Source organism: Methanothermobacter tenebrarum (genome assembly GCF_003264935.1).
GTDB classification, from domain to species: domain Archaea; phylum Methanobacteriota; class Methanobacteria; order Methanobacteriales; family DSM-23052; genus Methanothermobacter_A; species Methanothermobacter_A tenebrarum_A.
Window position 1 is genome coordinate 42120 of sequence record NZ_QLOE01000004.1, and the last position, 24022, is coordinate 66141.

Genomic DNA, 24022 nt, shown 5'->3' on the forward strand with positions numbered 1-24022 from the left:
CACTCTATATTCTGAGCTCTGCACATATCTTGTCTATATACTCTTGTATTTTGGCCTTCTCTTCGTCTTTTAAATGTTTGAATCTTCTCTGGGCATCTAAATATTCTGTGACTGGTCTACGCTGTATTGGCCTATAAGTAACCCTGAATTCTCCTTCTTCTATCTCATATAATAGCCAAGCACCTGTTTCTACTGCAAGTCTTCCGATTTCTATAGTCTTTGATGGGTCGAATCCCCATCCTGTTGTGCATGGTTGATGTAAGTGTATGTATGCTGGTCCTTCTGTCTCCTTTGCCTTTTTAACTTTTTTCATGAAATCTTCTGGGTATGATATTGATGCTGTTGCCACATATGGTACCCCATGGGCTGCCATGATGAATGGCATGTTCTTTTTGGGCCTGTCTTCGCCGAAGCTCTTTTTACCTGGTGGTGATGTTGTGGTTGATGCGCCATAGGGTGTTGCTCCACTTCTTTGTATTCCCGTGTTCATGTATGCTTCGTTATCGTAACAAATGTAGATGATGTTATGGCCTCTTTCCATTGCCCCTGAGAGGGCTTGCATGCCTATGTCTGCTGTTCCACCATCACCTGCGAATGCAACCACGTTTATGTCCTTTTTGCCTTTGGCTTTTAGGGCTCTTTCTATGCCTGAGGCAACTGCGGCTGCATTTTCAAATGCTACGTGTATCCATGGTATTTCCCATGCTGTCTCTGGGTAGGGTGTGGTGATAACTTCTAGGCAGCCGGTTGCTGAAACTGCTATTGTATTTTTGCCGAGGGCTTTTAGTGCTAATCTCACGCCTAGGGTTGCGCCGCATCCTGCGCAGCCACGGTGGCCTGGGGCGAGGAGTTCTTCTTTGGGGATTTCCATTTAGGATCCCTCCTTTAATCCGATCCATGTGATGTCCTTTTCTGGTTTTTCTGTTTTCTCCACAATCTCCTTAACATTTTGGGGTGTTATGTCGCGTCCTCCTAATCCTAGGATGAAATTGTAAATTTCTTTGTCGCGTATTTTAGCCCTCATATCTGTGTAGAGTGCTCCTCCCATGCTAAATGTGATGTCTTTATCAAGGACTGCTATTTTATCAGCGTCTTTAATTGCATTATAAATTTCTTTTGCTGGGAATGGTCTGTAGACTCTTACTTTGAGTAGGCCGACTTTTTTACCTTCTTTTCTGAATTCATCGACTAATTCTTTTAGGGTGCTGCAGAGGGATCCCATTGCCACGAGCACGATATCCGCATCTTCACATCGGTATTCTTCGATGAAGTTGTATTTGCGGTTGAATGTTTCGTTGAATTCTTTGTTAACCTTTTCTATGATTTTTTTAGATCTTTGTGTGGCTTCTTCGATTTGGTATCTTGCTTCCATGTAATAGTTTGGGTCTGTGAATGTTCCGAGAGACATTGGATTTTCTGGGTCTAATATTGCATGTTCTGGTTTGTACTCTGGTAGGAAGTTGTCTATTTCTTCTTCTGGGAGTATTTCAACTGGTTCTACTGTGTGTGTTAATATGAACCCGTCTAGGCAGACCATGCTGGGTAGGAGTACCTTCTTGTTTTCTGATACTTTATATGATATGAGTATGGAGTCAAAGGCTTCTTGTGCGCTTTCGACATATACTTGTATCCAGCCTGAGTCTCTTTCTGCTATGGAGTCTTGGTGATCGTTCCATATGCTTAGGGGGGCTGAGAGTGATCTGTTGGCGTTTGCCATTACGATGGGGTTTCTGAGGCCTGCTGCTGCGAATAGCATTTCGTGCATTAGTGCTAGTCCTTGGGATGATGTTGCTGTGAATACTCTTACACCGGCTGCTGATGCTCCTATGCATGCGCTCATGGCGCTGTGTTCTGATTCTACTCGTATGTATTCGGCTTCTAGTTCTCCGTTGGCTACGAATTGTGCTAGGTATTCTGATATGGAGGTTTGTGGTGTTATTGGATAAACGGGTATGACGTCTGGTTTGGCGAGTTTCACGGCCTCTGCGACTGCCCGATTTGTTGATATTATTTTTAGTGTCATTTTTTCACCCTGGTTATCTTTCTCTTTCCATTTTTATTGCTTCTACGGGACATTCTTCTGCGCATATCCCGCATCCTTTGCAGTAATCATAATCTATTTCATATTCTGGGCTTATGCATGCGTCTGGACAGAATAATACGCAGTTGTCGCATTCTATACACTTTTCTTTGTCAAGGATTGGTTTGAAAGTTCTCCAGCTGCCTGTTTTGTTTTTTCGCGTGCTTCCGGGTTCTTTTACGGTGGCTCCAATTTCCATTTATATTCACCTTTTTATGTTTTCATAGGCTTTCTTAGCAGCCTCGGCGTTCTTTTCCCCGATTTTGCCGGGGAATGTTTCTTTGATTATCTTTATGATAGCATCTATTGTTACTTCTTCTGTCGCGCCTGCGAATGCTCCGAGCATTGTTGTGTTTACAATGGGTCGGCCTAGGATTTCTAATGCTATGCCTGTAGCGTCGATGGTATATTTTTTGGCTCCTGGAGGTGTTTGGGGTTCTTCTCTCGTGTTTATTATGACTGCACCGTTGGTTTTTAGTCCTGCGAATACGTCAACGACTTCTAGGAGTCCGTCATCTAATACGACAACATAGTCAGGGTTGTAAATTTGATGTCTTCTTCTTATGGGTTTTTCATCTAGTCTTGTGAAGGCCATGACGGGGGCGCCTCTTCTTTCCACACCAAAGAATGGAAAAGCTTGTGAGTACTTCCCATCCTCGAATGCGGCTTTTGCGAGGATTTCTGCTGCTGTGACGGCACCTTGTCCGCCGCGTCCATGAAATCGGATTTCGATCATGGTCTACCTCCAATTTTTCATTGTTAATCATTATAAAATTTTAGTATATATACATGATGGTCAAATTTTATAAATCAATGAGGGATAAAATGAAGGTTCTTATAATCACAGGAAAACTCGCAGGAGAACTCGTAATAAAAGCTTCATCTACTAAAAAGCATGATGTACACGTCCATATCGCAGACATACTCATAGCAGCTTTTCTAACCCCCCGTCAAATAATAAATGAAATAAAAAACTTAGATGATACTATCATCTCGGAACTAGACCTTATACTCATACCAGGCCTAATACCCAAGGATGCTAGCATAATAACAAAGGAGACAGGAATACCCACATATAAGGGGCCTACAGATGCTGCTGACCTCCCAATAGTACTTGATCTTTTGGACAAATTGAAATTATCACCCAAGAAAGCCGCTGACAGGCTCATAGAAGAAGAACAGCGGAAAAGAGCCCTTAAGTTTATAAAAGATTTTGAAGAGGATGAAGAAAAACGTGAGAAATTACTTAAAAAAGAAGAAAACATCCTTGTAGGTGATCTCCCTGTTGGAAGAGACTTTCCAATGAGGGTCTTGGCAGAAGTTGCAAAGGCGCCATTCCTAAAAAAAGAAGAATTAATAAAGCAAGTTAGATATCTCGTGAAAAATGGGGCTGACATAATAGATATCAGGACAATACCAGGCGAAAACTTATCAAAAAGAATACCAGAAATTATAAAAACAGTGAAAAAGGTGGCTGGCAACCTCCCAGTGAGTATTGACACTCTAAACCCTGATGAAATAGAAACAGCTGTTAAAGCCGGTGCACAGCTAGTTCTAAGCCTTGATCATGGAAACTACGAGGAATTATTACCACTTTTAAAAGAAAGAAACATACCAGCAGTTATACTCCCCACAGATTATACTGGAGGTTGGATACCTGAAACAGCCAAGGAAAGAGTGGAATCTTTAGAATCTCTAAAGAGAAAATGTAAAGGTATAGATATCATCCCAGACCCTATCCTAGATCCTGTCAACAGTAAAAGTATCGTGGATTCAATAAAAGCCTGTAAAGAATACACTTCAAGAAACCCGGAACCAATATTCTTTGGCGCGGGTAATGTAGCAGAACTCATAGATGTGGATTCAACAGGAGTGAACGCCCTACTCGCAGGCATGGGCATGGAATTAGGCGCCGGCATACTCTTCACACCAGAAGTAAGTGGGAAAAACAAAGGCAGCACATACGAACTCGCAGTAGCATCACGCATGATGTTTCTTGCAAAAAATAGAAAATCAATCCCCAAAAACCTAGGTATAGACCTCATAATCTTCAAGGACAAAAGAAAGCATGAAAAAATAAAAGAAAAAATAAAAGTCCCAATACTCGAAGCACATGGTGGGATCAAATTCACACAAGATAAAGCAGGAAGTTTCAAAATACTAGTAGAAGATGGTAAAATAAAAGTGATACACTACAAAAACATGGAAGCACAAATCGCACTAGTATCAGATAATGCCAAAAAATTATATGAAGAAATCATAAAAAGGAACCTTGTAACCCGCCTAGAACATGCAGCATACCTAGGAGCCGAATTACAAAAAGCCGAAATAGCACTCATCACAGGAAAAGATTACAGACAAGATCTTGAACTTTTCAGAAAACCATTTAAACTATGAACTATTCTGGAGAGCAATGAATAATGTCATGTACAAAATGTGGCTCAGAAAATGTTATCATCCATAGAAGATATTCAGGACAACACCTATGCAAAAAATGCTTCATTGAAACAATCCAAAAAAAAGTCCTCAAGGACATAAAAAAATACGAACTGATAAAAAAAGGTGATAAAGTACTGGTCGCCCTTTCAGGTGGAAAAGACAGCACAACAGTACTAGATATACTATCAATACTCGCAGAAAGAAACATAATAGAACTCGAGGCAATAACAATAGACGAAGGTATAAAAGACTACCGCGAAAAAGGAATAGAATACGCCTCAGAAACTTGCAAAAAACTTGGAATACCACAACACATATTCTCATTCAAAGAACACTTCAAAATAACAATAGACGAAATAATGGCATCAAAACCCCCAAGAAAAGCATGCACATACTGCGGAGTGCTCAGAAGATGGATACTTAACAAGGAAGCCAAAAAACTTGGAGCAGATAAAATAGCAACCGGACACAATCTTGACGACGAAGTCCAAGCAATAGTAATGAACTACCTAGAAGGAAACATAGAAAACCTCACCAGGATAGGCCCTGCAACCTATTCACAAAAATTTGTAACTAAAATCAAACCACTCAGGGAAATCCCAGAAAAAGAGGTCACAGCATATGTAATGGCAAAGGGCTTAAAAGTCCACCTAGAAGAATGCCCATACCGAAAAACTTCCTTCAGGAAAAAAATAGGCACAATACTAACCGGACTATCAAAAGACCATCCCACCATACTATACTCCACCCTAAGAGGTCATGAAAAAATCAGAAATGCCCTTAAAAAAGAACTTAAAGGGGAATCCATACTAAGAGAGTGTATAAGGTGTGGTCAGCCAGCTGCCCGGGACCTATGCAAAACTTGCACCCTCCTAAAAGAGATAGGGAGGTTAAAAGATGAAATTCACTCTCATAATAGATGACGAGAAAAAAACAATGAAAATCAGGGAAAAATTAACAATCAAAGATGTTCTCAAAGATTTTAAAATCCCCCTAGAAGCGGTTGTAGTTAAAAAAAATGGTGAGATAGTAGTTGAAGAAGAACAAGTAAATGATGGCGACATTATAGAAGTTATTAGGGTCATATATGGTGGATAATACCATGAGAGTGTACTATGAATGCGCTCCGTGTTTTCTAAGGCAGGCAAGGGAAGCATTGGATCTTGCAATAGATGATGAAAAACTAAAATTCAAAATAATGAAAAAGATAATAAATTTACTCGATTCCAAATTCAAGGAAGGCGCAATATCCAATGAAATAGGCACCACTATCCACAGGCTCATCAAAGAGATGACAGGAAACAATGACCCCTATGCCTATGAAAAGAAAAGATGTAACAAGATCGCTCAGAATTTCCTACCAATAGTCAGAAAATTCCTAAAAGATAATGAAAACCTCGAAGATTTCGTGAAAGTGGCCATAACAGGTAACATAATAGACTTCGGAGCCCTTGGACTCGACTTCAACCATGAAAAAGTTGTTATAGAATCCCTCCATTCCCCTTTAGAAGTCAACCATACCAACATACTCGAAGATGATCTAAAAAAATCCAAAAAAGTGCTCTATCTTGCGGATAATACAGGTGAAATAATATTCGACAGACTACTCATAAAAAAACTCCTAGATTATGACGTGAACATCACAGTTGCTGTTAAAGACAAACCCATACTCAATGATGCTTGCATAGAAGATGCATTGGAAGCGGGACTCAATAAAATCGCGGATATTGTTACAACCGGAACAGATTCAGTGGGTGTAATCTACCATGAATTTTCAAATGAATTCAAAGAAATATTTGACAATTCCCAGATTATAATAGCTAAAGGCCTTGGCAATTATGAGGGCCTAACAGAAGCTCCACTTGACAATAAATCAGTATTTTGCTTATTAAATGCTAAATGCACAGCCATTGCAAAGGATATAGGGGTGAAAGTAGGATCTAATGTAATGATAAAAATCAATTAATAACTCAATCCCAGTAGAGCCTAATTTTTTTGGGGAGGTTTGATAATATTAAAGTTGGTTTTATAGGATTTGGAGAAGTAGCATCTACCATGGCTTCGAAACTCTTAGATGAAGGCGTTGAGGTTTTGACCGCTACGAGAGGTCGGAGTGAACGTACCAAGAAACTAGCACGTGATCTTGGAGTTAGCGAATGCAGTGACATCTTAGAAGTTTCTAGAAGATCTGATATTGTAATATCTGCTGTCACGCCCAGTGTGGCTATGAAAGTCGCTAGAGAAGTTGGCAATCATGTTAGAGGGGTCTATGTAGATATAAACAATGTTGCACCTTCTACTGTGAAAAAGGCCCTTGATTATATAAGGAATGGCAGGGTGGTCGATGCTGCTATCATGGGACGTATAAGTAAGGATTTAGGGGTTAAAATTTTAGCATCAGGGGTTTCTGCCCATGATTTTGCCAAATTAACTGATTATGGATTCAATATAGAAGTTAGGGGTGATAGGGTGGGTGATGCCTCCGCACTTAAAATGTTGAGGAGTTCTTATACTAAAGGTGTGTCGGCGCTTTTATGGGAGACTCTTTTGGCAGCATATCGAATGGGCCTTGATGAGGATTTGTTGGAAATACTTGAAGAGACAGAAAATGAAGGTTTTAGAGAGCGTGCAATTTCAAGGGTTATAAGTTCGGCTTTACATTCAAAGAGGAGATATGAGGAGATGAAGGACGTTGAATCATTTTTATCAGAGAACATAACCCCCATAATGTCAAAGTGCACATCTAAAACCTTTAAAAGGATATTCATGGAATTAGATGACCTTAGAATGGTATTCGAGAGTTATACCATGATTTTTGATAATATAAAAAGTTTATAATTGTAAAATAAAGATAATAATATTAAGGTGATTTGATTGGGAGAAGATATTATAGATGATTGCAAAGAGAATCTTAAAAAGCTCATTGGTAAAAAAATCCTTAATGTTGGATTCAAATTTTATGATGATGAATGCTGGAGGATCCATTTAGATACTGATGATGGTAAATTTGTCATGACATTTTGCAAATCATGGACATGTCCGATAGTAGAACACAGAGGAAAAAAATAGGCTATCCGATATTTATTTTGACTTTGAAACTCCCATTTTCTTTGATGAGCTTACTATAAAATGGTATGAAATGTGAATCTATGATTAACCTAAGATAGGTTGCCATTACACCCGGGAGAATTAGCTGGCTTTTAATTTTCATCCCATCCCGTATCTGGCAAGAAATAGTATCGTTTTCCTTTACATATATTTTGGCTTCTGTTCCTTCCTTTAATTTTTTAACTTCAGACTTTTTTAAGCGTATACCAGCTTTGAAGGATCTTTCAGGCTCATTTAAAGATCCTCTGTGTTCCAAGAATCTTTCATGGGCTTTTTTTGAAGTGTAACCTTTTTCTACGCTCTTTGATACGAACCAGGCCCTTTGAATTATCTTTTCCCTTTTTTGGTCTGGTGGTATCCACCCCTTTTTCTCATAATATCCTATTAGCTTATAAACTTCTCTCCTGGTTACATTCATTTCCATTGAGCTTAAGGTTAGTCTTGTAAGCACTGGACCATACCCGGCCCTTCTAAATGTTGCCCATATCTGGTTTTCTGTATTATATGGTCTCCATTTGACGATGGAGTTTATAAGCTTGGCGTTAAGGTAGGCTATCTCTAGGAGGTCTGCTCTTGAAAGCTTGTTCATTTTATCCTTTATCAAATTGAAGTTCCTTTTACCTGGGGCTTTTCTTTTTTTCAGTTCTTTTTCAAGGATTTTTATAGTGGTTTCTGGTAAAAGTTTGGCCACGTCTTCGGTTATTTTCAAGTTATTTTCTATTATCTTTTTTCTTATTTCTCTTCCTGAAATCTTTGAACCGTTTTCTGTAAATTCTGGGATGATGTGAAACTTCATTTTCCGGTTGTATTTTTTCTGGAAGAATTCGTTAACGGCAAACCATCTGATAACATTCCTATTTGGAAGTTTTGCCGGTATTCCGCTGAATATGCCTCTTTTGGCGAAATATTTTGCCTCTTTCTTTATGATTTTGGGGGGGACGTTAGCAGCATCCACATAATCTGTAACACCATCCTCTATCATCATAGCTATCCTTATAGGTACAGTGTATGCTAGTGTTAGCCTGTAGTGTAGGCCTTCGATGGGTATGACTTCATCAGCCCCTGCTTTGAGGGCCATTTTTTTACGAGCTTCGTATGATGCGAAGAATGGGGCATGGTTGGCACTATAATCCTTGTTAAGGTATATGACGAGTTTGCTTCCAATTTTTTCTGCTATTTCGCGTCCTTTTTCTATAAGTTTCATGTGTCCTTTATGTAGTGGGTCGAAATCTGCGCTTATCCCAATCATCGAATCCCTTTTTTTGTGAATTGTCGCACTCTAATTTGACTCTGAAGGTTAAGAATCTATTCTATGGTCTTTATTTGATTATAAATCATGTTCTTCAACTTTGGGTTTTTTTAGGATGTCATATGGGTTGACTTTCTGATTTTTTTTGTTATTTAACAAAACCAACTTCTTTGGTCTTGCATATGGGGGGGATAAATTTTGGGTGGATTATCCATAGGCTTGGTATTTGATTTCAGTTGTTGATCTTGTGAAATTTCCGAGTTCTTTTTCGGCGATCCATCTATTGTAGCAGTTGCATTTTATTGTTGGTATGATTTTTTGGGTTAGGTTGGATTCTATGATCATTTTTTTGAGTTTCGTGTTACATTTTTTACAATTGTATGGGCCTCTTGGTGTTCCTAGTCCTGAGGTGTCCATTATTGTGGGTATTTTAAGGTTTTTTCGCGTGTTATTTATGATTTCGATGAGGCTCCATATCCATGGGGGCTTATATGAGCCTTTTTTCCAGAGTTCTTCCATTACTGTGCCTTTGTGTATGGTTGATGGGCAGAATGATATTCTGTCAACGCCTATTTTTTCTGCGTAGACTGCGGAGTTGATGGCATCTTGAATGGCTTCTTTTTCACTTGTTAAGATGGGCTTTATAAGTATATAAGCCTTTGATTTTATATTGAAATCCTTTTTTAGACTTTTTATGGTTCTGATGGCTCTTTCGAAATCTTTTTTTGTGAAGCCCTTGTTTATTTTGTATTTACGGGTGTAATCGTCTGCTGTTTCAAGTCCTATGCTAACCTCTAATATTTTGTTTGGGGCGTGATTGCAACATTCAATGAGTATCTTCTTGTTTACGTACTCTGGACGGGATTCTATTATTATCTCCTCTATTTTATCTATTTCATTGAGATGTTCTAGTATGAATTTCCTGGATTCTTCTGGGAATTCTTCTGGGTTTAGGAAGCTGCCAGAGATGAATATTTTAACTGCAGTTTTTTCTTTTATCTTATACTGGGATATTAGATCTATGAATATCTTGTTTAATTTTTCGGCTTTGATGTCCTCGAGGAGTGAATCTGAAAGGTAGCTGCACATGGTACACCCGCCACTTTGGGATAGTGCCCATGAGCATCCTCTGGTGGGGAGTATCATGAAAATAGCTTTACCTCTTCCTGAGTAGAGCAAGTCTTCTTGACACCAAGTAGTTGCTAATTCTTCTGGTGATTTTCTTCTAATCCGTTTAATAGCCTTTTTTCTGGTTTTCAGTGCTAATTCTTTCATCATATTCCTAGAAAAAGAAGTTTTTATCATTAATAGTATGGTTTTTTATTATTTAAATATTCTGTGGAAAAAGAGGAAATAAAAAAAGGAAGGATTATAAAAAAATTGTGGGGGATGTAAATTGCTACTTTTTTTTAGAAGCTTTCTATGATGTCCCCTACGAGTTTTATGGATTTTTTCATGTCTGGTCCTATTGGTGAACCAACGACGTATTGTGTTACGCCCATTTCACCGAGGGCTTCTATTTTGGGCACGAGGTCATCGGGTGTGCCTACAATTGCGAATGCTTCCATTAATGCATCATCTACTGCTGCTATTGCACCGCCAAAGTCTCCTTTGGCTATGAGGTCTCCGAATTTTTGTTGTGTGTCAGCTGGTAGGCCGTGTCTTTCAAGTACGAATGGTGGGGATCCTGCGGCTATAAATGCGACCACTATCTTAGCGGCGTTAGCTGCTTTTTCAGGGTCTTCATCTACTGAAGTACAAGTGTATGCGGCGACGTCAATTTCATCCATACTTCTGCCTGCAGCTTCTGCCCCTTCTTTTATGTTTGGAACGGCGGCTTCAAAGTCTTTTGGGTTTGAAGCATTAATTAGCACACCATCCGCCACTTCACCGGCGGTTTTGAGCATCATTGGGCCCTGGGCGCCCATATATACTGGGATTTTTTCCTGCACGGGCTTGTAGTCTAACTTTGCCCCTGTGTCAAGCGCTTCCCCTGCTGTTAGGGTTCTTACTATGGATATTGCCTCTTTTATCCTTGATATTGGTTTTTCCCATGCGATGCCTAATTTGTCAAATGTGGCCTTGTCACCGGGTCCGATACCGAGGTTTGCTCTTCCATTTGAAATCTCATCAAGGGTTGCTATGGCTGAGGCTGTTATTGCTGGGTTCCTAACATATGGGTTTGTTATACCTGGACCTATTCTGATGGTCTCGGTTTCTTTAGCAAGTAAGGCGAGGACCTGATATACGTACCTGTTGTTGTAGTGGTCTGTTATCCAAGCGTATTCAAAACCGACGTCCTCTGCCAATTTAACGACTTCAACTACCTCGTCTATTGGCATGCTTGGGACGATTTCGATACCAAATTTCATATATATCACCTTTGGGGTTATTATATTAGGGGATTCTTCTCATCCCCTTTTGTGGGGTTTTTTGCTTCCCTTCTAGATATGGTAGATATGTAGGGATGCTAATCATCCCCAGGCAACTTTTTTGGGAGTTTAAACTCCCAGATCTTTTTTGCTTTTCCCACCCACCTCTCCTGCTACAGCCCCTCACATATTGTGGGGGGAATTGTGCAGCAACTAATATATGAGTTTATCTGCAAAATAGAAATAATTTATGATTTAAAGGTAATCGAAAGTTTTAAATATTATTAACTGAACTGTTCATCATATTTTAAATTAGATGGACCCACACTTTTATCGTGAGGAGGAAAACCCATTAAATTGGTTTCGTGTTCTATAATTTTGGTTCAAGCCTTTTTATCATGAAGGCCATGAACCCTGCTATCATTGGGAATAAAAATAGGTATAACAATAATATTGCAACTGGGGGTAAAACTGACCCTTCCATTATTGTGGCGGCTGCTAGTAACATTACGAGAAATATCACAGGTCCAAGGATAGCTATAAACATGTATATCATGGTAAATGAGTTAAGCTTTTGGGAATAATCTCTAAGCTTCATCCTCATCTCATATGCCACATCATCTGCTATAATATTAAGGGTCTTGGCTAGGTCACCCCCACTTTCAAGTGTCCTTGTAATTTGATAAACGGCCCTATCCAAGCCCTCTGAGTTCACCCGGTTACACATTTCCCTTAGAGCATTCTCAGTACTTTCACCATATCTTATCTCTTCGAGGGTCCTTGCAAATTCTTCAGATAACGCCCCATAACCTGAAAGTGCCACTGAGCGCATACTATCATGGAGTCCTAATCCCGCTCTAAGTTCTGTTGCCATCTGTCTTAAAGCGAATGGTAATTGGCGTGATGCCTCCACGGACTTCCTGCCCTTTTGTAATTTTGGTGCAACTGTCAAGATTACTGATAAGGAAGTTACTGCGAACATTAATATTATGCCAATATCCAAGCCAAGGCCTAGTGTGACTGTTATCAGTAATAATATGAGGCCGGAAACGATTCCAAGCATTAGGAGTATTTTGGGGTCGAACTTCTTTTCTTCTTCTTTTAATAATTCTTCAAGTGAAGCTTCCATATACTTCCTTTCACTTTCTTTTTTCTCTTCTTCCAAGTGTTTGTCGGCTTCTATGAGTTCTTTAAATACTTCCACCTCATCAGGGGTCATCCTCATCCTTTCCATTATCATCGAGGTGCTTCTACGCCTTATAGTGCCCCTGAAATCACGTCTACCGGTGAAAGGTTGCCCTATGCTGCCTAGTTTCGCGGCTGGAGTTTTAACTCCTTCTTCCACCTTCTTACCCGCCTCTATTGTTATGCCGCCGAGTTTTTCAAAAATCTTTTTAAAAACCATTTTTAGACGCCCCCAATGGGGGGATTTCTCTTAGAGTATCTTCTCTAGAATCTCCTCGGGATTCTTATAATATCCATGGATATATTTGGCCACATTATCTATTGATCTTATATTCTCCTCAGCCATGTATTCTAGGACTAATCTTCTTCTCTCGATTTCTTCTTCTATTTCGGTTATACTCATGCCTCTTAGTTCTGCTATTTCTCTTAGGGTTTGGCTTGTTATACCAACGTATTCGACTTTGTCCGTGACGTTATCCCATTCGAATATCTTGTTTAATTGGATTCTATCCTCTTCCATGCCCACAACTTCGGCTACTTCGGTTATACGCCTTATTGAACGACCAGATGAACTGTACATCCTATTTTGCATTATTATGAAATCCAATGCGGGTATCATAATATTAGGGACGTTCATGGGCCTGTTTGTGAGCCTAGTGATGGTTTCCTGGGCTGTATTGGAGTGTAATGTTCCGAACCCTGAATGGCCAGTGTTTAAGGCCGTGAATAATGTTATGGCTTCGGGGCCCCTTACTTCTCCTACTATTATCCTGTCTGGTCTTTGTCGGAGGGAGTTTTTGACGAGGGTGTCCATGTCGATTTCGCCTTTTCCTTCTATGTTTGGGGGTCTTGTTTCCAATCTTAGAATATGTGGGTGTGGTAATTGAAGTTCGAGTGTGTCTTCGATTGTGATAACACGTTCACGGGGTGGTATGAATGCTGCTATTGTATTCAGGGTTGTTGTCTTACCTGAGCTTGTGCCACCTGCGATTATTGCGTTGCATGGTTTGGCTCCAAGGCCATCTGTACATACCCATAGGAAGGCTGCGAGATAAGATGATAATGTTTTGAAGTTGATGAGGTCTACGATGGTGTAGGGGTCTTTTTTGAATTTACGTACTGTTAGCGTGGGGCCATCTGGGGAGACTGGGGGGATGGTTGCGTTGACTCTTGAACCGTCGGGTAATCTTGCATCTAGGATTGGTGTTTGTTGGTCTATGCGTCTGCCTACCTGTCTCGCGATAAGATCAATTAGGGCTTTAATATCGTCAGCATCATCGAATATGAGGTTTGTTATCATCATACCTTTGTCTCTATGGTAGACGAAAACAGGTTTTTTCACGCCGATTATCATTATCTCTTCGAGGTTATCATCCCTTATGAGGGGGTCTATTTCACCGTAGCCTAGCATTTCTTGCACGATTTGCTTGGCGAGTCTGTCAATGTCTCGAATCCCCTTCATCCTGAGGAAGTTCTTAATCTCCCTCATGAGGGTTTTTTTGTCGATTTGGAATTCACCGCCGGTGGTTACAGCGGCTTCCACGACCTTTGTCCTTATTTCATTTATAAGTTCTCTTTCTTTATCGGAAAATTTTGGGAGGGAAACCTTGTATAATGGTATTAGTTCCTCTTCGATGATTTCAAATTCTTTAACATCTCCCATTTTAGGCTTTGAAGGTTTTCTCTGGATTATCTTATCGATGTCGAAAGTGCTTTCCTTTTCTGATTTAACTTTTCCATTTTCCACGTCGAGGCTGTCATCAGCGAATTCTCCAAGGATTTCCCTTAAAATCTCCTTCCTTTTATCCTTCATGAGAATCATTTTTTAATATGATGAATATCATATTTAAAGATTATATGGGATTAAAGTGTGAATGTGGGGGGGAATGCATACTAGATAAGAGATCCTTATTAGAAAAGATTCAAGATTTTTATAATGGATGTAAGGATTGTTATAACCCCCACCTAGATAAGGAAACCCCCATAGGGGATCAAGTGGATTTAGAGGCTATTAATAGGGAGTGGGGTAAATGCAAGTGTGGTAAAAGACACCTTGACACTACAATGGGGCACATACTAACTATAATGGTTGAAGAGGGGCTGCTAGATAAAAAATCAAGTCTGAGAAGTGTTGGCACACCACTTATGAGTATTGGTTATCCGCTTTCAAGAGCACCATTCCTATCACCAAAATCTTTAATCCTATTATCAGATAAGTTAGATAAAAAAACCGCTAAACGCATAATTGAAGAAGTACCAGAAATTAAAGGAGTTATAAAAGGCAATCCTATGATGACAGTGGGCATCCTTGACTCAAAGTATAAACCTCTCGTATATGAAAGATTAGCTGGATGCGATATGCGCTGTGATATTATAAAAAGCCAAAGAGGAGCCTTATGCATTTATAAAAGGCAGAGTAGAATGCACATAGAATCTCCAAGCTCTTCATATCTGAAGGTGATGAACCTTTATAATATCCTAAGAAAGTTTAAAAGTTCATTTAAGGTTATAGATGCAACATGCGGCCCTGGGACCCTAGGATTGTTCTCACTCTTTGCAGGGGCCAGTAAAGTAGTATTTAATGACATATGGAGTGAGAGTTTGAAAATGACCCTTATAAATTTGGAAGTAAACCATTTAAAGGATGAATATGGAGATTTCGAAGTATACAATGAGGATATAAGGGATCTTCCTTCACTCATTGATGAGAAGTATGATCTTTGTATTGTTGACCCCTTCCCAGGTGTTGATGTTTCTCCTTTTGTTAGAGCTTCTAGGAAGCTTGCCAAGGAGATACTCCTTATTCGTTAGAGGTAGATGGCTAGTGCCGGTATTATTAGAACTCCCATGAGATGGGATTTGCTAATACCCACATAGTGGGGTATGAGGCCGAGGGCTATGGAGGTTATATAGGCTAGTAAAATAAAATGTAATGGTGCATTTTCCAATATAGAAAAGATTATCACGAGGAGGCTTATAAAGTATACTAGTAGCCTTGAAAGCCTATTATAGTCCATGTATTGGATGTGATCGATTAGAAAATCCCCTATTTTTATGCATAGGATGAATGATGCGGCTGCTGATATTATAGATACGAAGCTGAAAAATATGAGGTGATTTAAACCGAAATTTTCCATTATCTTCGAGATGTATACTGCTATTCCACTGCGAGCATTACCTATAAGATAGATAGTCATAAGGGAAAAAAGAGCATCTGATGTGTTCAAAGCGCTGAGGGATGTTAAAAGATTCTCCACATGACCATCATCTCCGCCACTGATCTCCTGGGCCAATATGCTGCCTTGTGCCGGTCCAAAGCCTGGGAGAAACCCTAGTAGAGCCCCTGCAATCCCGCCCCCGAAAATCCCCCTAAGGAGCCTAGTATCAATTCTAATTTCGTTCACTGTAAGCTGTCTGGGTAAGATTGAACCTTCACCTAGACTGTAAAGTAATGTGCTAACGCCAAAGAGGCCGCTAAAAGTGGATAAGAGTGAAATGTTGGGTGAAAGTGGAGTATTTAAAATAATCCATCCCATGATCCCGGATAGGATGAATATTATCGAAGACCATGCAATAGCCTCTAGGTTTCTATTTAAACTTATTATAAGGTAGATTGACATTATAAGGAGTAATAATCCTATATATGGCTTTAAGAATTCATGTGCTGGGGGGAGGAAAACCAAGAATAATGGTATGGATAATATTGTGAATAGTATACCCCCGAGTCCGCCGATGGCTATTAATCTTATAGCCCTTTTACCCTGCCCTTCTAATATCATCCTATGGCCTGGTAGTACGGATAATGCTGTTGCTTCATCTGGGACGCCCACTAGCATGGATGGTATGAACTCTAGGAGCGCGTGGGTGATGGACATTGAGAGTAGAAAAACAGCTAGAGATTCTGGGGAAAAGAACTTGAAAAGTATGGATGATGCGGCGAAGGTGAAGGCGCCCACAGTGTTGACATGGATGCCTGGTATGATACCTGTTATGGTGCCGCATAGGATTCCTAGAATACAGGTGAGGATGAGATCAAAAATCTCAACCACCCTACTGTTAAATCAAACGTCGCAGATCAGTTACTTCTATGTTACTTATACCTTCAATTTTTGATAAATTTTTTTCAACGTTCTCTGTCCCTCCGGCCGCGTCATCCACGACAACCATCACATTGAGGGCTATGAGACCGAATGCAACGGGTTCCTCTTCTATCTTATATAATTCAGCGTCTTTTGGTATTGATGATTGGATTTTAGCTTTTATTTTTGACATGTCCACATCAGGACTTTCTGGCATTAATTTTATGGTAGCAACAACTTCTCCCATTGATATTTCCCTCCTAAAGTTTTAATAATATTAGGCCCGTTATTATTATTTATAATTTATTGTTTCCAAGGCCCCACACACATATGGTGGGGGGTGAGATTCATCGAATGTATACTATTTTGTCATGTCCTAGAAATCTTTGAAAAATATGTGGGGGTCCCCCATTAAGGATGCTGGAAAAATTTGGATTCTCCCCCTTAAAGGTTTGAAATTATAGTAAAGTCTTCATGAACCGCTGGGTGGTTCATGGACCTTCGAATCCGCATTTACATTTGTATGGGTGGCCGAAGGTTCGGCATTTTTCGCATCTGTATATTATTTCTTCGCAGAATGGACATTCAAATTTCACATAACTTTCGACTAGGGGTATTTCTTGTCTACAGGATGTGCATCTTATCTTCGCCAAGTTTAGTCACCTCTTATCCTTGTATATGTCGTTTCAGTGGATTTTATGATGGAAAGGATCCTCTGGGGGTGTTTTCCATTGGCTATGTAACAATCAGATTTGTATTTTAGTAGGAGTTTTGGTAGTTCTTCATCCACTGAAGTTTCACCAAAAGTTAGTAACCTTTTAGCGGTTATTTCATTTATAAGTTTAGCTTCCCTTTTGGTGGGATCTGTTGTATATATACCATCTACGTCTGTTGCTATTAATAGTTTTGCATTTATGAGTTTTGATATGTAAAAGGCGATGGAGTCTGAGGTTACTTTCCATGAATGTTTGAGGGGATCAAGGTAGTGTAGGATCCTTGATGGTAGGAGTACTGGTATTTTACCATCTTTTTTTATTTTTTTGGCCCTTTTTATGGTGTGAGTTGTTTCGGCTCCTTTTACAAGGTCTGCTAAGAGTATGCCCATTATATCCATTGATAGTATGGCGGCTTCATGGTTTGCAGTGTCTGAAAATCCGAGTTCATGATCGTATTTCCTTATTTTGTTCGCAAATTCTCCGCCTCCGGTTATGATGATGACGTCTTCGCCTAGAAGGTTTTTTAATAATTTTTTTGCATGGTGGGGGAATAGGCTGCCCCCTATTTTCACGACCCATTTCAATGTTCTCCCCTCTATTGTACTTATGGGGGGGTTATAAGATTCATGTGTTTTAGAGTAATTTTAAGTGTTTTGTTATCTTATCTATTTTTTCATCGTCTTCTGGGCCTATGCCTAGGGCTGTTATTGTTCCTGGGGGTAGTTGTGTATGTCCTGCGTCGCGTACGAGATAGTGGGGGATCTTTGTTTTTTTCAGTTTATCATATATTTCCATGAGTTCTTCTAGGTTTTCCACTTTTAGGATTATCTTTTTTGAACCTTCCTTTTCCCATTTTTTCACTTTATCTGGGGTTGTTCTCTTGTATGATTCTATGGATGCGTGGCAGGCTTGAGCTGCGAGTTTTCCTTTCCCCATTTTAAGGTCTGAGCGGATTATAATGACCTGTTTCATATAGAACTCTCACTCTCCCTATTTTTTTATTATAAACTATCATGTGAAGTATATGATATTTTTTTGTGTGAGAACTTCATGGGATTATCTTGATGGTGTAAAAAGTTTTTCAAAATTCTATTAGTGTATTTAGTGCCATCCTTATATTTACAAATGGGATATTAGTCACAAAGATGGCAGAAAAAACGATAAATTTAAATAGTATGGATTTGAAGATAAAATTGAGGTGATATTATGGGTGAATTACCAATAGCACCAGTTGGAAGAATCATAAAAAATGCCGGTGCACAAAGAATAAGTGATGATGCAAGAGAAGCACTAGCAAAAGCCCTAGAAGAAATAGGGGAAGAAGTCGCAGCAGCAGCTGTTAAACTCGCAAAACACGCCGGTCGAAAAACCGTTAAAGCAGAGGACATAGATCTGGCATTTAAGAAATTGTACTAATTTTCCTAATTTTATTTTCCCCTCTTTTTATTTTAACTTTTTATAAGATGAAATTTAGAAGAAATTGGGGGGGGTAACTCTACATAATTTGTGGGTCTATGAATAAACCCCCTATTATAATGCAGATATTATTTTTTTAAGGTGATGCGCGTGACTAGAATCGCCATTTTGGATCATGACCGGTGCCAGCCAAAAAAGTGTAATTATCTCTGTATCGAATATTGCCCAGGTGTTAGAATGGGTGAAGACACAATAATAATCAATGAAAAAACTAAAAAGCCTATTATATCAGAAGAATTATGCTCTGGTTGTGGTATTTGTACCAATAGGTGCCCTTTTAATGCTATAAGTATAATAAACTTGCCAGAGGCCCTTGAAGATCCTGTCCATCGTTATGGGGAGAACATGTTCGAACTTTTCGGTTTACCGGTTATCAGTCAAGGAGATGTAGTTGGACTTATAGGACCGAATGGGATCGGTAAATCAACTATAAGCCGTATACTTTCAGGTGAATTAAAACCTAACCTTGGAGATTATGAAAATCCTCCGGGATGGGATGAGATAATAAATTTCTTCAGAGGATCCCAATTACAAGAATATTTTAAAAAACTTTCCACAGGCAAATTAAAGACGGTTCATAAGCCCCAGCTAATAGACCTTATCCCAGAATATGTGGAAGGTAGAGTAGATGAGCTACTAACAAGGGCTGATGAACGTGGTAAACTAGATTTTGTCATTGAAACCCTTGAACTTGAACCTATACTAAAAAGGGATATTAAAAAATTGAGCGGAGGAGAACTCCAGAGCATAGCTATAGCTGCAGCAGCCCTTAGAGACGCTGACTTTTATTATTTTGACGAGCCAACATCTTGGTTAGATGTTAAACAAAGGCTAAACGTGGTTAAAGTGATAAGATCCCTCCAAGAGGATGGTAAAGCAGTCATGGTAATAGAACACGATCTCGCGGCTCTTGACGCGCTATCAGATTATGTTCATGTACTCTATGGTAAACCTGGAGCTTATGGTGTTGTATCGAAAAGGAGAGGTGTGAGGGTTGGTATAAACGCCTACATAAAAGGATTCCTAAGAGAAGAAAATGTTAGATTCAGAAAAAGTGAAATCCAATTTAAAATAAAGCCACCCACACCAGAAGAAGAAGGTGAAACGCTCACTGAATACTCAAATTTAACCAAAAGTTATAATGGTTTCCAATTAAATGTTGAAGAAGGCAAAATATACTTGAAAGAGATTGTAACAGCCTTTGGACCCAATGGTATAGGTAAAACAACCTTTGCAAAAATCCTCGCAGGGGTTGAGAAACCGGATAAAGGTAAAGTTAAAAAGAAACTTAAAGTGGCCTATAAACCACAATACCTAAAATCAGATTTTAAAGGGACTGTTAGAGAATTTCTACATTTGAAAGCACAAGGATACGGTACCAAAATATTTAAAAGTGAAATCGCAAGGCCTTTTTCCCTTGAAGAATTAGAGGATAAAAGGGTTGAAGAGCTCAGTGGGGGAGAATTACAAAGGTTAGCTATCGCCACAACACTATCTATGGATGCGGATCTTTACGTTTTTGATGAACCCACAGCCTTCTTAGACGTTGAACAGAGGCTAATGGCGGCTAAGGCCATGAGGAAGATAATAGAGAATAAGGATTCTTCTGCGATTATAATAGACCATGATATAATCTTCCTCGACTATATATCAGATAGGGCCATGGTATTCCATGGTACACCTAGTATAGAGGGGTATGCTACAAGTCCGACAGAACTTCGAAAAGCGATGAACAGTTTCCTTTCCCAGGTAGGGATAACATTTAGAAGAGATAAAGAAACAAGAAGACCCAGGGTAAACAAACTCAATAGTTTCCTTGACCGTAAGCAGAAAGAAATTGGAGAATATTACTACCTCAAAAGTGAATGAAATACTCCTCGTTAAAGGGTTTTCAAAAGGAATTAATCGTGGAATCTAGGCTTTCATCATGTGAAGGCAGGCCCAAAATGGTAGCTTATACAAGTCGATGGAAGATTTCAGCAAATAAGCCAAAAATTGGTGGGATAAAGTAAAAAGAGCTTCCAAAAAAAATTTTAATTTTTTTAGCTTCTTAGGAATCCCATTAGATCTATGAAGTTTTCTGCGAATATTTTGACTTGTTCTTTGGGGATTGAGAAGCTTAGACGGATGTATCTGTTACCGTAGAAGCGGCTGGTGTATGATCCTTGCCTTACGAAGATTTTTCTTTTAAGTAGATATTCTGTCAGATCATCTGGGGATACTCCTGTATCGTATATGTCTATGGCCATCATGTTGGCGTTTGATGGGTATACTGGTATGAATGTACCCTCAACTTCGTCAACAGCCTTTTTTATGATCTTCTGGTTTTTGTATGTGCGTTCACGCACTCTTTTGATCCATTTTTTCTTTGTTTTTAGGGCTTTTATAGCGCCGATTTGTGATAGTGCGTTTGTCCCGAGGTCGTTTATGATAACGGCCTTGAGGGGTTCCATCATTTCTGGTACTGTTATAATACCCCCGATCCTGAGACCTGCCATTCCACAGATTTTTGAGAAACTGTAGATTGTCAGCGTCCTCTCTGGGGCGTATTTGGCTGCTAGGTAGTGTTTTTTCGCGAAGTCTCTGTATGTTACATCATGTAGAAGGTATAAGTCTTTTTCTTCGGCTATTTCTGCGAATTCTTTTATTTCGTCTTTTGTATATGATGATCCTAGGGGGTTGAGCGGATCTATGAGTGAGATTATCTTTGTTTTATTGTCTATGTTATCTCTTGCGAGTTTTGGGGTGAGTTTATATGAACATTCTTTGTTATATATGTGTACACTTGTTACCTTTGCCCCGAATCTCCTGGCGAAGTTTTCGATTATTAGGTATCCTGGGTCTGATGTTATGATACTATCGCCTAATTCTATGTAGCTGTGCATGGTTAGGTAGAGGGATTCTGTCCCTCCGGCGGTTATGAGAGATTCGAAGCCATTTTTTAATCCTAGGTCTTTTAGTATTAGTTCTTGGAGTTCTGGGAAGCCTTCTGGTGGGGGATATTTACAATATTCGTTACTTTTTATGAATTCTATCATCGCTTCCTTTATTTCATTATGATCATTAAGATGGTTTGTATTTTGACCCATCCATATCATTTCTTTGTCCTTGAAAACATGATTAAAAAATTCATTAATACTTTTAAAACCATTGGGTGGGATTTTAACGGTTTTATGATACTTTTTAGGGGAAATCATGCATATCACTACAATTTTATTGATATGAGATCATTTTTTTGGGTTGGTGTGTTATTTATTTTTACCAGCAGCAAATCTGTCATGATTTTTTTAGATTATTTATTAGTTAAAGGTTAATAAAAGTTTTTATAATGTGAGTCTAATATTGAGTTTATATGAGTTCATCCTTCAAGGCCGTTTTCAACTATCCTAAATGTTGTTTCGAGTCCTTCTTGTTTGTTTTTATGTCTTTTTAAAATTGCTCGGCGTTCACCGACCACGTCTCCCTTTTGTAGTTCGATGATTATTTTACTCCAATATTTGAGTATGGTACCTCCTACAGGTTCGATGGCGTTTCTACCCCCTGCATCGAAGAGTGAATATATTTGGTTTGTGATTACAACGGCGAGATCATACTTTTTCGCCATCCTTAAAAGTAGGGCCATTTGGTTGCCCAGTTCGCTGTGTATCCTTGGGGAGCTCCCATCTTTTAGTCTGTATAATGCTACAGCTGAGTCTAGGATTATGAGGTCGAATTCTTTTGGGTGTCTTTGCAAGAGTGACCATATTTTTCTTATTGTTTCCCCTTGTTCATGGAATGTTCCAGGTTCGAATAATATTATCTTCTTAGCTATCTTGTTGAAGTCTTTACCAGCCACTTGTTTTATCCTTTCGATTGATATTCCACCTTCCGTGTCTATGAATATTACTTTCCCATGGTTTTTCGCTGTTTCAACGGCTAGTTTGATGGCTATGTTCGTCTTCCCAGATCCTGGGGGTCCATAGAATTGTGTTAAGTTTCTTTTTTCCACACCTCCACCGAGTATTCTGTCCAATGAACAGCCTGTAGGTATCTTGGCCGGTTTTTTAAAGTTTGAAAGGAGTTTCATGCTCTTAAACCTGCTATAATTTTTTTAGCTTTTTCAATACCTGCTCCTTTTCTTAAAATTTTCGGAGGATCCAGTGTAAGATCTATTACAGTTGATGCTCCCCCTTTAAGTGGTCCTGCATCAATGGCTATGTCAACTTCACCTATTTGTTGAATTATGTCCTTGATGTTATTATGGGTTTTCATCCCGGATATATTTGCACTTGTACTTGTTATTGGGAAGTCTTTTGAAAGTTCTCTCGAGATAGTATTATCTGGGATCCTTATACCAATTTTATCAGTGTTTCCCGTTAAAATCTGGGGGATTGTGTTCTTCTTTTTGAGTATGATTGTGAATGGTCCTGGTAGAAGTTTTTTGATTAGTCTTTCAATTTGAGGGTTAAGGTGAGCAATTCTTCTAATCCATTCTATGTCATGTAGGCATATAGATATTGGTTTATTAAAGGGTCTCTTCTTTAATCTGTAGAGCCTTTTTACAGCTTCTTCGTCAAATGCATTAACACCGAGACCATATAAGGTGTCTGTTGGGTATAATACGATGCCACCACCCTTTAGGATAGCTCTCGCCACTGTTAGATGATCCTTTAAATTTTTATCTGTTTTTATTATCTTCATTTCGAATCCTTTTTAGGTTCAATTTATACCCCCATGATTATATATTAATTGAATTTTATAAGAATATCCTATGTTAAATAATCTCAGACCATATATTGAGAGGATGACAGGCCCCATTGCCTCAAGGATTAGGATAAACCCAAACTATGTTACATTAGCAGGTTTTATAATAGCCTTAGCGGCTGCTTACACTTTTGCAATGAGAGAATTATTCTTTGGGGGAGTGTTAATGGCCTTGAGTGGTTTTATGGATGTTATTGATGGGGCTGTTGCAAGGGAAAATTTTAAGGCGACAAAATTCGGAGGTTTTTTGGATTCGACTTTAGACAGGTTCTCCGACGCTTTTATCCTGATAGGCATAGTCTATGGCGGTTTTATAAACTGGTTAATTGGGATGTTGGCACTTCATGCTTCTTTAAGTGTTAGTTATGTTAGGGCTCGTGCAGAAGGTGAAGGCATACCATGTAGTATAGGGATTGCTGAGAGGGCTGAGAGACTACTAATATTAATGTTGGGGGCGTTTTTGGGCTCGTTTTTTGGGGATTTCATCATGGAAATTGCTGTTATCCTAGTTATGGTCCTTGGATATTTTACTGTGATCCAAAGGATTTATTATTCTTGGAAGATGATGCCTTGAG

The 24022-nt window shown here is 39.1% G+C and carries 27 protein-coding genes; 10 read left to right on the top strand and 17 right to left on the bottom strand.

The window, feature by feature from the left end:
* Positions 1-4: 4 nt before the first annotated feature.
* The 4 genes from porB to porC are packed head-to-tail and all read right to left on the bottom strand — an operon-like array spanning position 5 to position 2816.
* Positions 5-871, bottom strand: coding sequence for a pyruvate synthase subunit PorB (gene porB, locus DPC56_RS04150; protein ID WP_112093811.1), 867 nt, complete (start codon positions 869-871; stop codon positions 5-7).
* Entirely contained in the window at positions 872-2023 is a 1152-nt protein-coding gene (gene porA, locus DPC56_RS04155; RefSeq protein WP_112093812.1) for a pyruvate synthase subunit PorA, read from the bottom strand.
* A gap of 13 nt (positions 2024-2036) precedes the next feature.
* Positions 2037-2279 (bottom strand): pyruvate synthase subunit PorD, encoded by a 243-nt coding sequence (porD, locus tag DPC56_RS04160; RefSeq protein WP_112093813.1) that lies wholly within the window; start codon positions 2277-2279, stop codon positions 2037-2039.
* A 6-nt stretch (positions 2280-2285) separates the two neighbouring features.
* A complete protein-coding gene (gene porC / locus DPC56_RS04165; protein WP_112093814.1) occupies positions 2286-2816 on the bottom strand; it encodes a pyruvate synthase subunit PorC in 531 nt (176 codons plus the stop codon).
* Between the two features lie 89 nt (positions 2817-2905).
* Here porC and DPC56_RS04170 point away from each other — a divergent pair, with 89 nt between their 5' ends.
* Genes DPC56_RS04170 through DPC56_RS04195 form a run of 6 tightly spaced genes read left to right on the top strand, consistent with a single transcriptional unit; the run spans position 2906 to position 7588 of the window.
* Complete coding sequence (locus tag DPC56_RS04170; RefSeq protein ID WP_112093815.1) at positions 2906-4477, top strand: dihydropteroate synthase-like protein; 1572 nt, start codon at positions 2906-2908, stop codon at positions 4475-4477.
* A gap of 23 nt (positions 4478-4500) precedes the next feature.
* Positions 4501-5442: a TIGR00269 family protein gene (locus DPC56_RS04175; RefSeq protein ID WP_112093816.1), complete on the top strand. Its 942-nt coding sequence runs from the start codon at positions 4501-4503 to the stop codon at positions 5440-5442.
* On the top strand, positions 5417-5617 hold the full coding sequence (locus tag DPC56_RS04180; protein ID WP_112093817.1) for a MoaD/ThiS family protein: 201 nt from the start codon (positions 5417-5419) through the stop codon (positions 5615-5617). Before DPC56_RS04175 ends, DPC56_RS04180 begins: the two co-directional genes overlap by 26 nt.
* 4 nt (positions 5618-5621) lie before the next feature.
* Complete coding sequence (locus tag DPC56_RS04185) at positions 5622-6485, top strand: damage-control phosphatase ARMT1 family protein (protein ID WP_112093818.1); 864 nt, start codon at positions 5622-5624, stop codon at positions 6483-6485.
* 29 nt (positions 6486-6514) lie between these two features.
* Positions 6515-7357 carry an NAD(P)-dependent oxidoreductase gene (locus tag DPC56_RS04190; RefSeq protein WP_245923871.1) on the top strand — a complete coding sequence of 281 codons (843 nt, stop codon included), beginning with the start codon at positions 6515-6517 and terminating at the stop codon, positions 7355-7357.
* A 36-nt stretch (positions 7358-7393) separates the two neighbouring features.
* A complete protein-coding gene (locus DPC56_RS04195; RefSeq protein ID WP_112093819.1) occupies positions 7394-7588 on the top strand; it encodes a hypothetical protein in 195 nt (64 codons plus the stop codon).
* 1 nt (position 7589) lies between these two features.
* Here the strand turns inward: DPC56_RS04195 and DPC56_RS04200 are convergent, their stop codons facing one another.
* The 5 genes from DPC56_RS04200 to DPC56_RS04220 all read right to left on the bottom strand — a co-directional run bounded on the left by DPC56_RS04200 (position 7590) and on the right by DPC56_RS04220 (position 14096).
* The gene (locus tag DPC56_RS04200) at positions 7590-8876 is read right to left on the bottom strand and encodes an adenylyltransferase/cytidyltransferase family protein (protein WP_112093820.1); all 1287 of its coding nucleotides are present in this window, start codon (positions 8874-8876) and stop codon (positions 7590-7592) included.
* 207 nt (positions 8877-9083) lie between these two features.
* The gene (locus tag DPC56_RS04205; protein ID WP_245923872.1) at positions 9084-10181 is read right to left on the bottom strand and encodes an archaeosine biosynthesis radical SAM protein RaSEA; all 1098 of its coding nucleotides are present in this window, start codon (positions 10179-10181) and stop codon (positions 9084-9086) included.
* Positions 10182-10285: 104 nt separating this feature from the next.
* Positions 10286-11248 carry a 5,10-methylenetetrahydromethanopterin reductase gene (gene mer, locus DPC56_RS04210; RefSeq protein ID WP_112093822.1) on the bottom strand — a complete coding sequence of 321 codons (963 nt, stop codon included), beginning with the start codon at positions 11246-11248 and terminating at the stop codon, positions 10286-10288.
* A gap of 370 nt (positions 11249-11618) precedes the next feature.
* Positions 11619-12653 (bottom strand): type II secretion system F family protein, encoded by a 1035-nt coding sequence (locus DPC56_RS04215; protein ID WP_112093823.1) that lies wholly within the window; start codon positions 12651-12653, stop codon positions 11619-11621.
* A 30-nt stretch (positions 12654-12683) separates the two neighbouring features.
* Entirely contained in the window at positions 12684-14096 is a 1413-nt protein-coding gene (locus DPC56_RS04220; RefSeq protein WP_394339523.1) for a CpaF family protein, read from the bottom strand.
* 332 nt (positions 14097-14428) lie between these two features.
* Between DPC56_RS04220 and DPC56_RS04225 the strand changes: the two genes are divergently transcribed.
* Positions 14429-15244: a 50S ribosomal protein L11 methyltransferase gene (locus DPC56_RS04225; RefSeq protein ID WP_146737608.1), complete on the top strand. Its 816-nt coding sequence runs from the start codon at positions 14429-14431 to the stop codon at positions 15242-15244.
* Here the strand turns inward: DPC56_RS04225 and DPC56_RS04230 are convergent.
* From DPC56_RS04230 to pth2, 5 genes are all read right to left on the bottom strand, one after another.
* Positions 15241-16473, bottom strand: a complete 1233-nt coding sequence (locus tag DPC56_RS04230; protein ID WP_112093933.1) for a tripartite tricarboxylate transporter permease — start codon at positions 16471-16473, stop codon at positions 15241-15243. The genes DPC56_RS04225 and DPC56_RS04230 overlap by 4 nt on opposite strands.
* Positions 16474-16489: 16 nt before the next feature.
* On the bottom strand, positions 16490-16759 hold the full coding sequence (locus tag DPC56_RS04235; protein ID WP_112093826.1) for an elongation factor 1-beta: 270 nt from the start codon (positions 16757-16759) through the stop codon (positions 16490-16492).
* Positions 16760-17003: 244 nt separating this feature from the next.
* Positions 17004-17165 (bottom strand): zinc finger domain-containing protein, encoded by a 162-nt coding sequence (locus tag DPC56_RS04240; RefSeq protein WP_112093827.1) that lies wholly within the window; start codon positions 17163-17165, stop codon positions 17004-17006.
* A 2-nt stretch (positions 17166-17167) separates the two neighbouring features.
* Positions 17168-17812: an amino acid kinase family protein gene (locus tag DPC56_RS04245; protein ID WP_112093828.1), complete on the bottom strand. Its 645-nt coding sequence runs from the start codon at positions 17810-17812 to the stop codon at positions 17168-17170.
* A 49-nt stretch (positions 17813-17861) separates the two neighbouring features.
* Entirely contained in the window at positions 17862-18200 is a 339-nt protein-coding gene (gene pth2 / locus DPC56_RS04250) for an aminoacyl-tRNA hydrolase (protein ID WP_112093829.1), read from the bottom strand.
* Between the two features lie 234 nt (positions 18201-18434).
* On the opposite strand from pth2, the gene DPC56_RS04255 reads away from it, so the two are divergent.
* On the top strand, positions 18435-18644 hold the full coding sequence (locus DPC56_RS04255; RefSeq protein ID WP_112093830.1) for a histone family protein: 210 nt from the start codon (positions 18435-18437) through the stop codon (positions 18642-18644).
* Between the two features lie 150 nt (positions 18645-18794).
* Entirely contained in the window at positions 18795-20573 is a 1779-nt protein-coding gene (locus DPC56_RS04260; protein ID WP_112093831.1) for a ribosome biogenesis/translation initiation ATPase RLI, read from the top strand.
* Positions 20574-20746: 173 nt separating this feature from the next.
* On the opposite strand, the gene DPC56_RS04265 is transcribed toward DPC56_RS04260, so the two are convergent.
* The 3 genes from DPC56_RS04265 to DPC56_RS04275 all read right to left on the bottom strand — a co-directional run bounded on the left by DPC56_RS04265 (position 20747) and on the right by DPC56_RS04275 (position 23384).
* Positions 20747-21901 carry a pyridoxal phosphate-dependent aminotransferase gene (locus DPC56_RS04265; protein WP_112093832.1) on the bottom strand — a complete coding sequence of 385 codons (1155 nt, stop codon included), beginning with the start codon at positions 21899-21901 and terminating at the stop codon, positions 20747-20749.
* A 161-nt stretch (positions 21902-22062) separates the two neighbouring features.
* Positions 22063-22770: a DNA repair and recombination protein RadB gene (gene radB, locus DPC56_RS04270; protein ID WP_112093833.1), complete on the bottom strand. Its 708-nt coding sequence runs from the start codon at positions 22768-22770 to the stop codon at positions 22063-22065.
* Entirely contained in the window at positions 22767-23384 is a 618-nt protein-coding gene (locus DPC56_RS04275) for an L-threonylcarbamoyladenylate synthase (protein WP_112093834.1), read from the bottom strand. Before DPC56_RS04275 ends, radB begins: the two co-directional genes overlap by 4 nt.
* Positions 23385-23454: 70 nt before the next feature.
* On the opposite strand from DPC56_RS04275, the gene pgsA reads away from it, so the two are divergent.
* On the top strand, positions 23455-24021 hold the full coding sequence (gene pgsA, locus DPC56_RS04280) for an archaetidylinositol phosphate synthase (protein WP_112093835.1): 567 nt from the start codon (positions 23455-23457) through the stop codon (positions 24019-24021).
* The last annotated feature ends 1 nt before the right edge of the window (position 24022 follow it).

Coding starts and splice junctions, on each gene's coding strand:
- porB (WP_112093811.1), bottom strand. CDS start 871: ATGGAAATCCCCAAAGAAGAACTCCTCGCCCCAGGCCACCGTGGCTGC.
- porC (WP_112093814.1), bottom strand. CDS start 2,816: ATGATCGAAATCCGATTTCATGGACGCGGCGGACAAGGTGCCGTCACA.
- DPC56_RS04275 (WP_112093834.1), bottom strand. CDS start 23,384: ATGAAGATAATAAAAACAGATAAAAATTTAAAGGATCATCTAACAGTG.
- porA (WP_112093812.1), bottom strand. CDS start 2,023: ATGACACTAAAAATAATATCAACAAATCGGGCAGTCGCAGAGGCCGTG.
- porD (WP_112093813.1), bottom strand. CDS start 2,279: ATGGAAATTGGAGCCACCGTAAAAGAACCCGGAAGCACGCGAAAAAAC.
- DPC56_RS04170 (WP_112093815.1), top strand. CDS start 2,906: ATGAAGGTTCTTATAATCACAGGAAAACTCGCAGGAGAACTCGTAATA.
- DPC56_RS04200 (WP_112093820.1), bottom strand. CDS start 8,876: ATGATTGGGATAAGCGCAGATTTCGACCCACTACATAAAGGACACATG.
- pgsA (WP_112093835.1), top strand. CDS start 23,455: ATGTTAAATAATCTCAGACCATATATTGAGAGGATGACAGGCCCCATT.
- DPC56_RS04235 (WP_112093826.1), bottom strand. CDS start 16,759: ATGGGAGAAGTTGTTGCTACCATAAAATTAATGCCAGAAAGTCCTGAT.
- DPC56_RS04185 (WP_112093818.1), top strand. CDS start 5,622: ATGAGAGTGTACTATGAATGCGCTCCGTGTTTTCTAAGGCAGGCAAGG.
- DPC56_RS04175 (WP_112093816.1), top strand. CDS start 4,501: ATGTCATGTACAAAATGTGGCTCAGAAAATGTTATCATCCATAGAAGA.
- pth2 (WP_112093829.1), bottom strand. CDS start 18,200: ATGAAACAGGTCATTATAATCCGCTCAGACCTTAAAATGGGGAAAGGA.
- DPC56_RS04180 (WP_112093817.1), top strand. CDS start 5,417: ATGAAATTCACTCTCATAATAGATGACGAGAAAAAAACAATGAAAATC.
- DPC56_RS04205 (WP_245923872.1), bottom strand. CDS start 10,181: ATGATAAAAACTTCTTTTTCTAGGAATATGATGAAAGAATTAGCACTG.
- DPC56_RS04255 (WP_112093830.1), top strand. CDS start 18,435: ATGGGTGAATTACCAATAGCACCAGTTGGAAGAATCATAAAAAATGCC.
- mer (WP_112093822.1), bottom strand. CDS start 11,248: ATGAAATTTGGTATCGAAATCGTCCCAAGCATGCCAATAGACGAGGTA.
- DPC56_RS04220 (WP_394339523.1), bottom strand. CDS start 14,096: ATGGGAGATGTTAAAGAATTTGAAATCATCGAAGAGGAACTAATACCA.
- DPC56_RS04215 (WP_112093823.1), bottom strand. CDS start 12,653: ATGGTTTTTAAAAAGATTTTTGAAAAACTCGGCGGCATAACAATAGAG.
- radB (WP_112093833.1), bottom strand. CDS start 22,770: ATGAAACTCCTTTCAAACTTTAAAAAACCGGCCAAGATACCTACAGGC.
- DPC56_RS04265 (WP_112093832.1), bottom strand. CDS start 21,901: ATGATTTCCCCTAAAAAGTATCATAAAACCGTTAAAATCCCACCCAAT.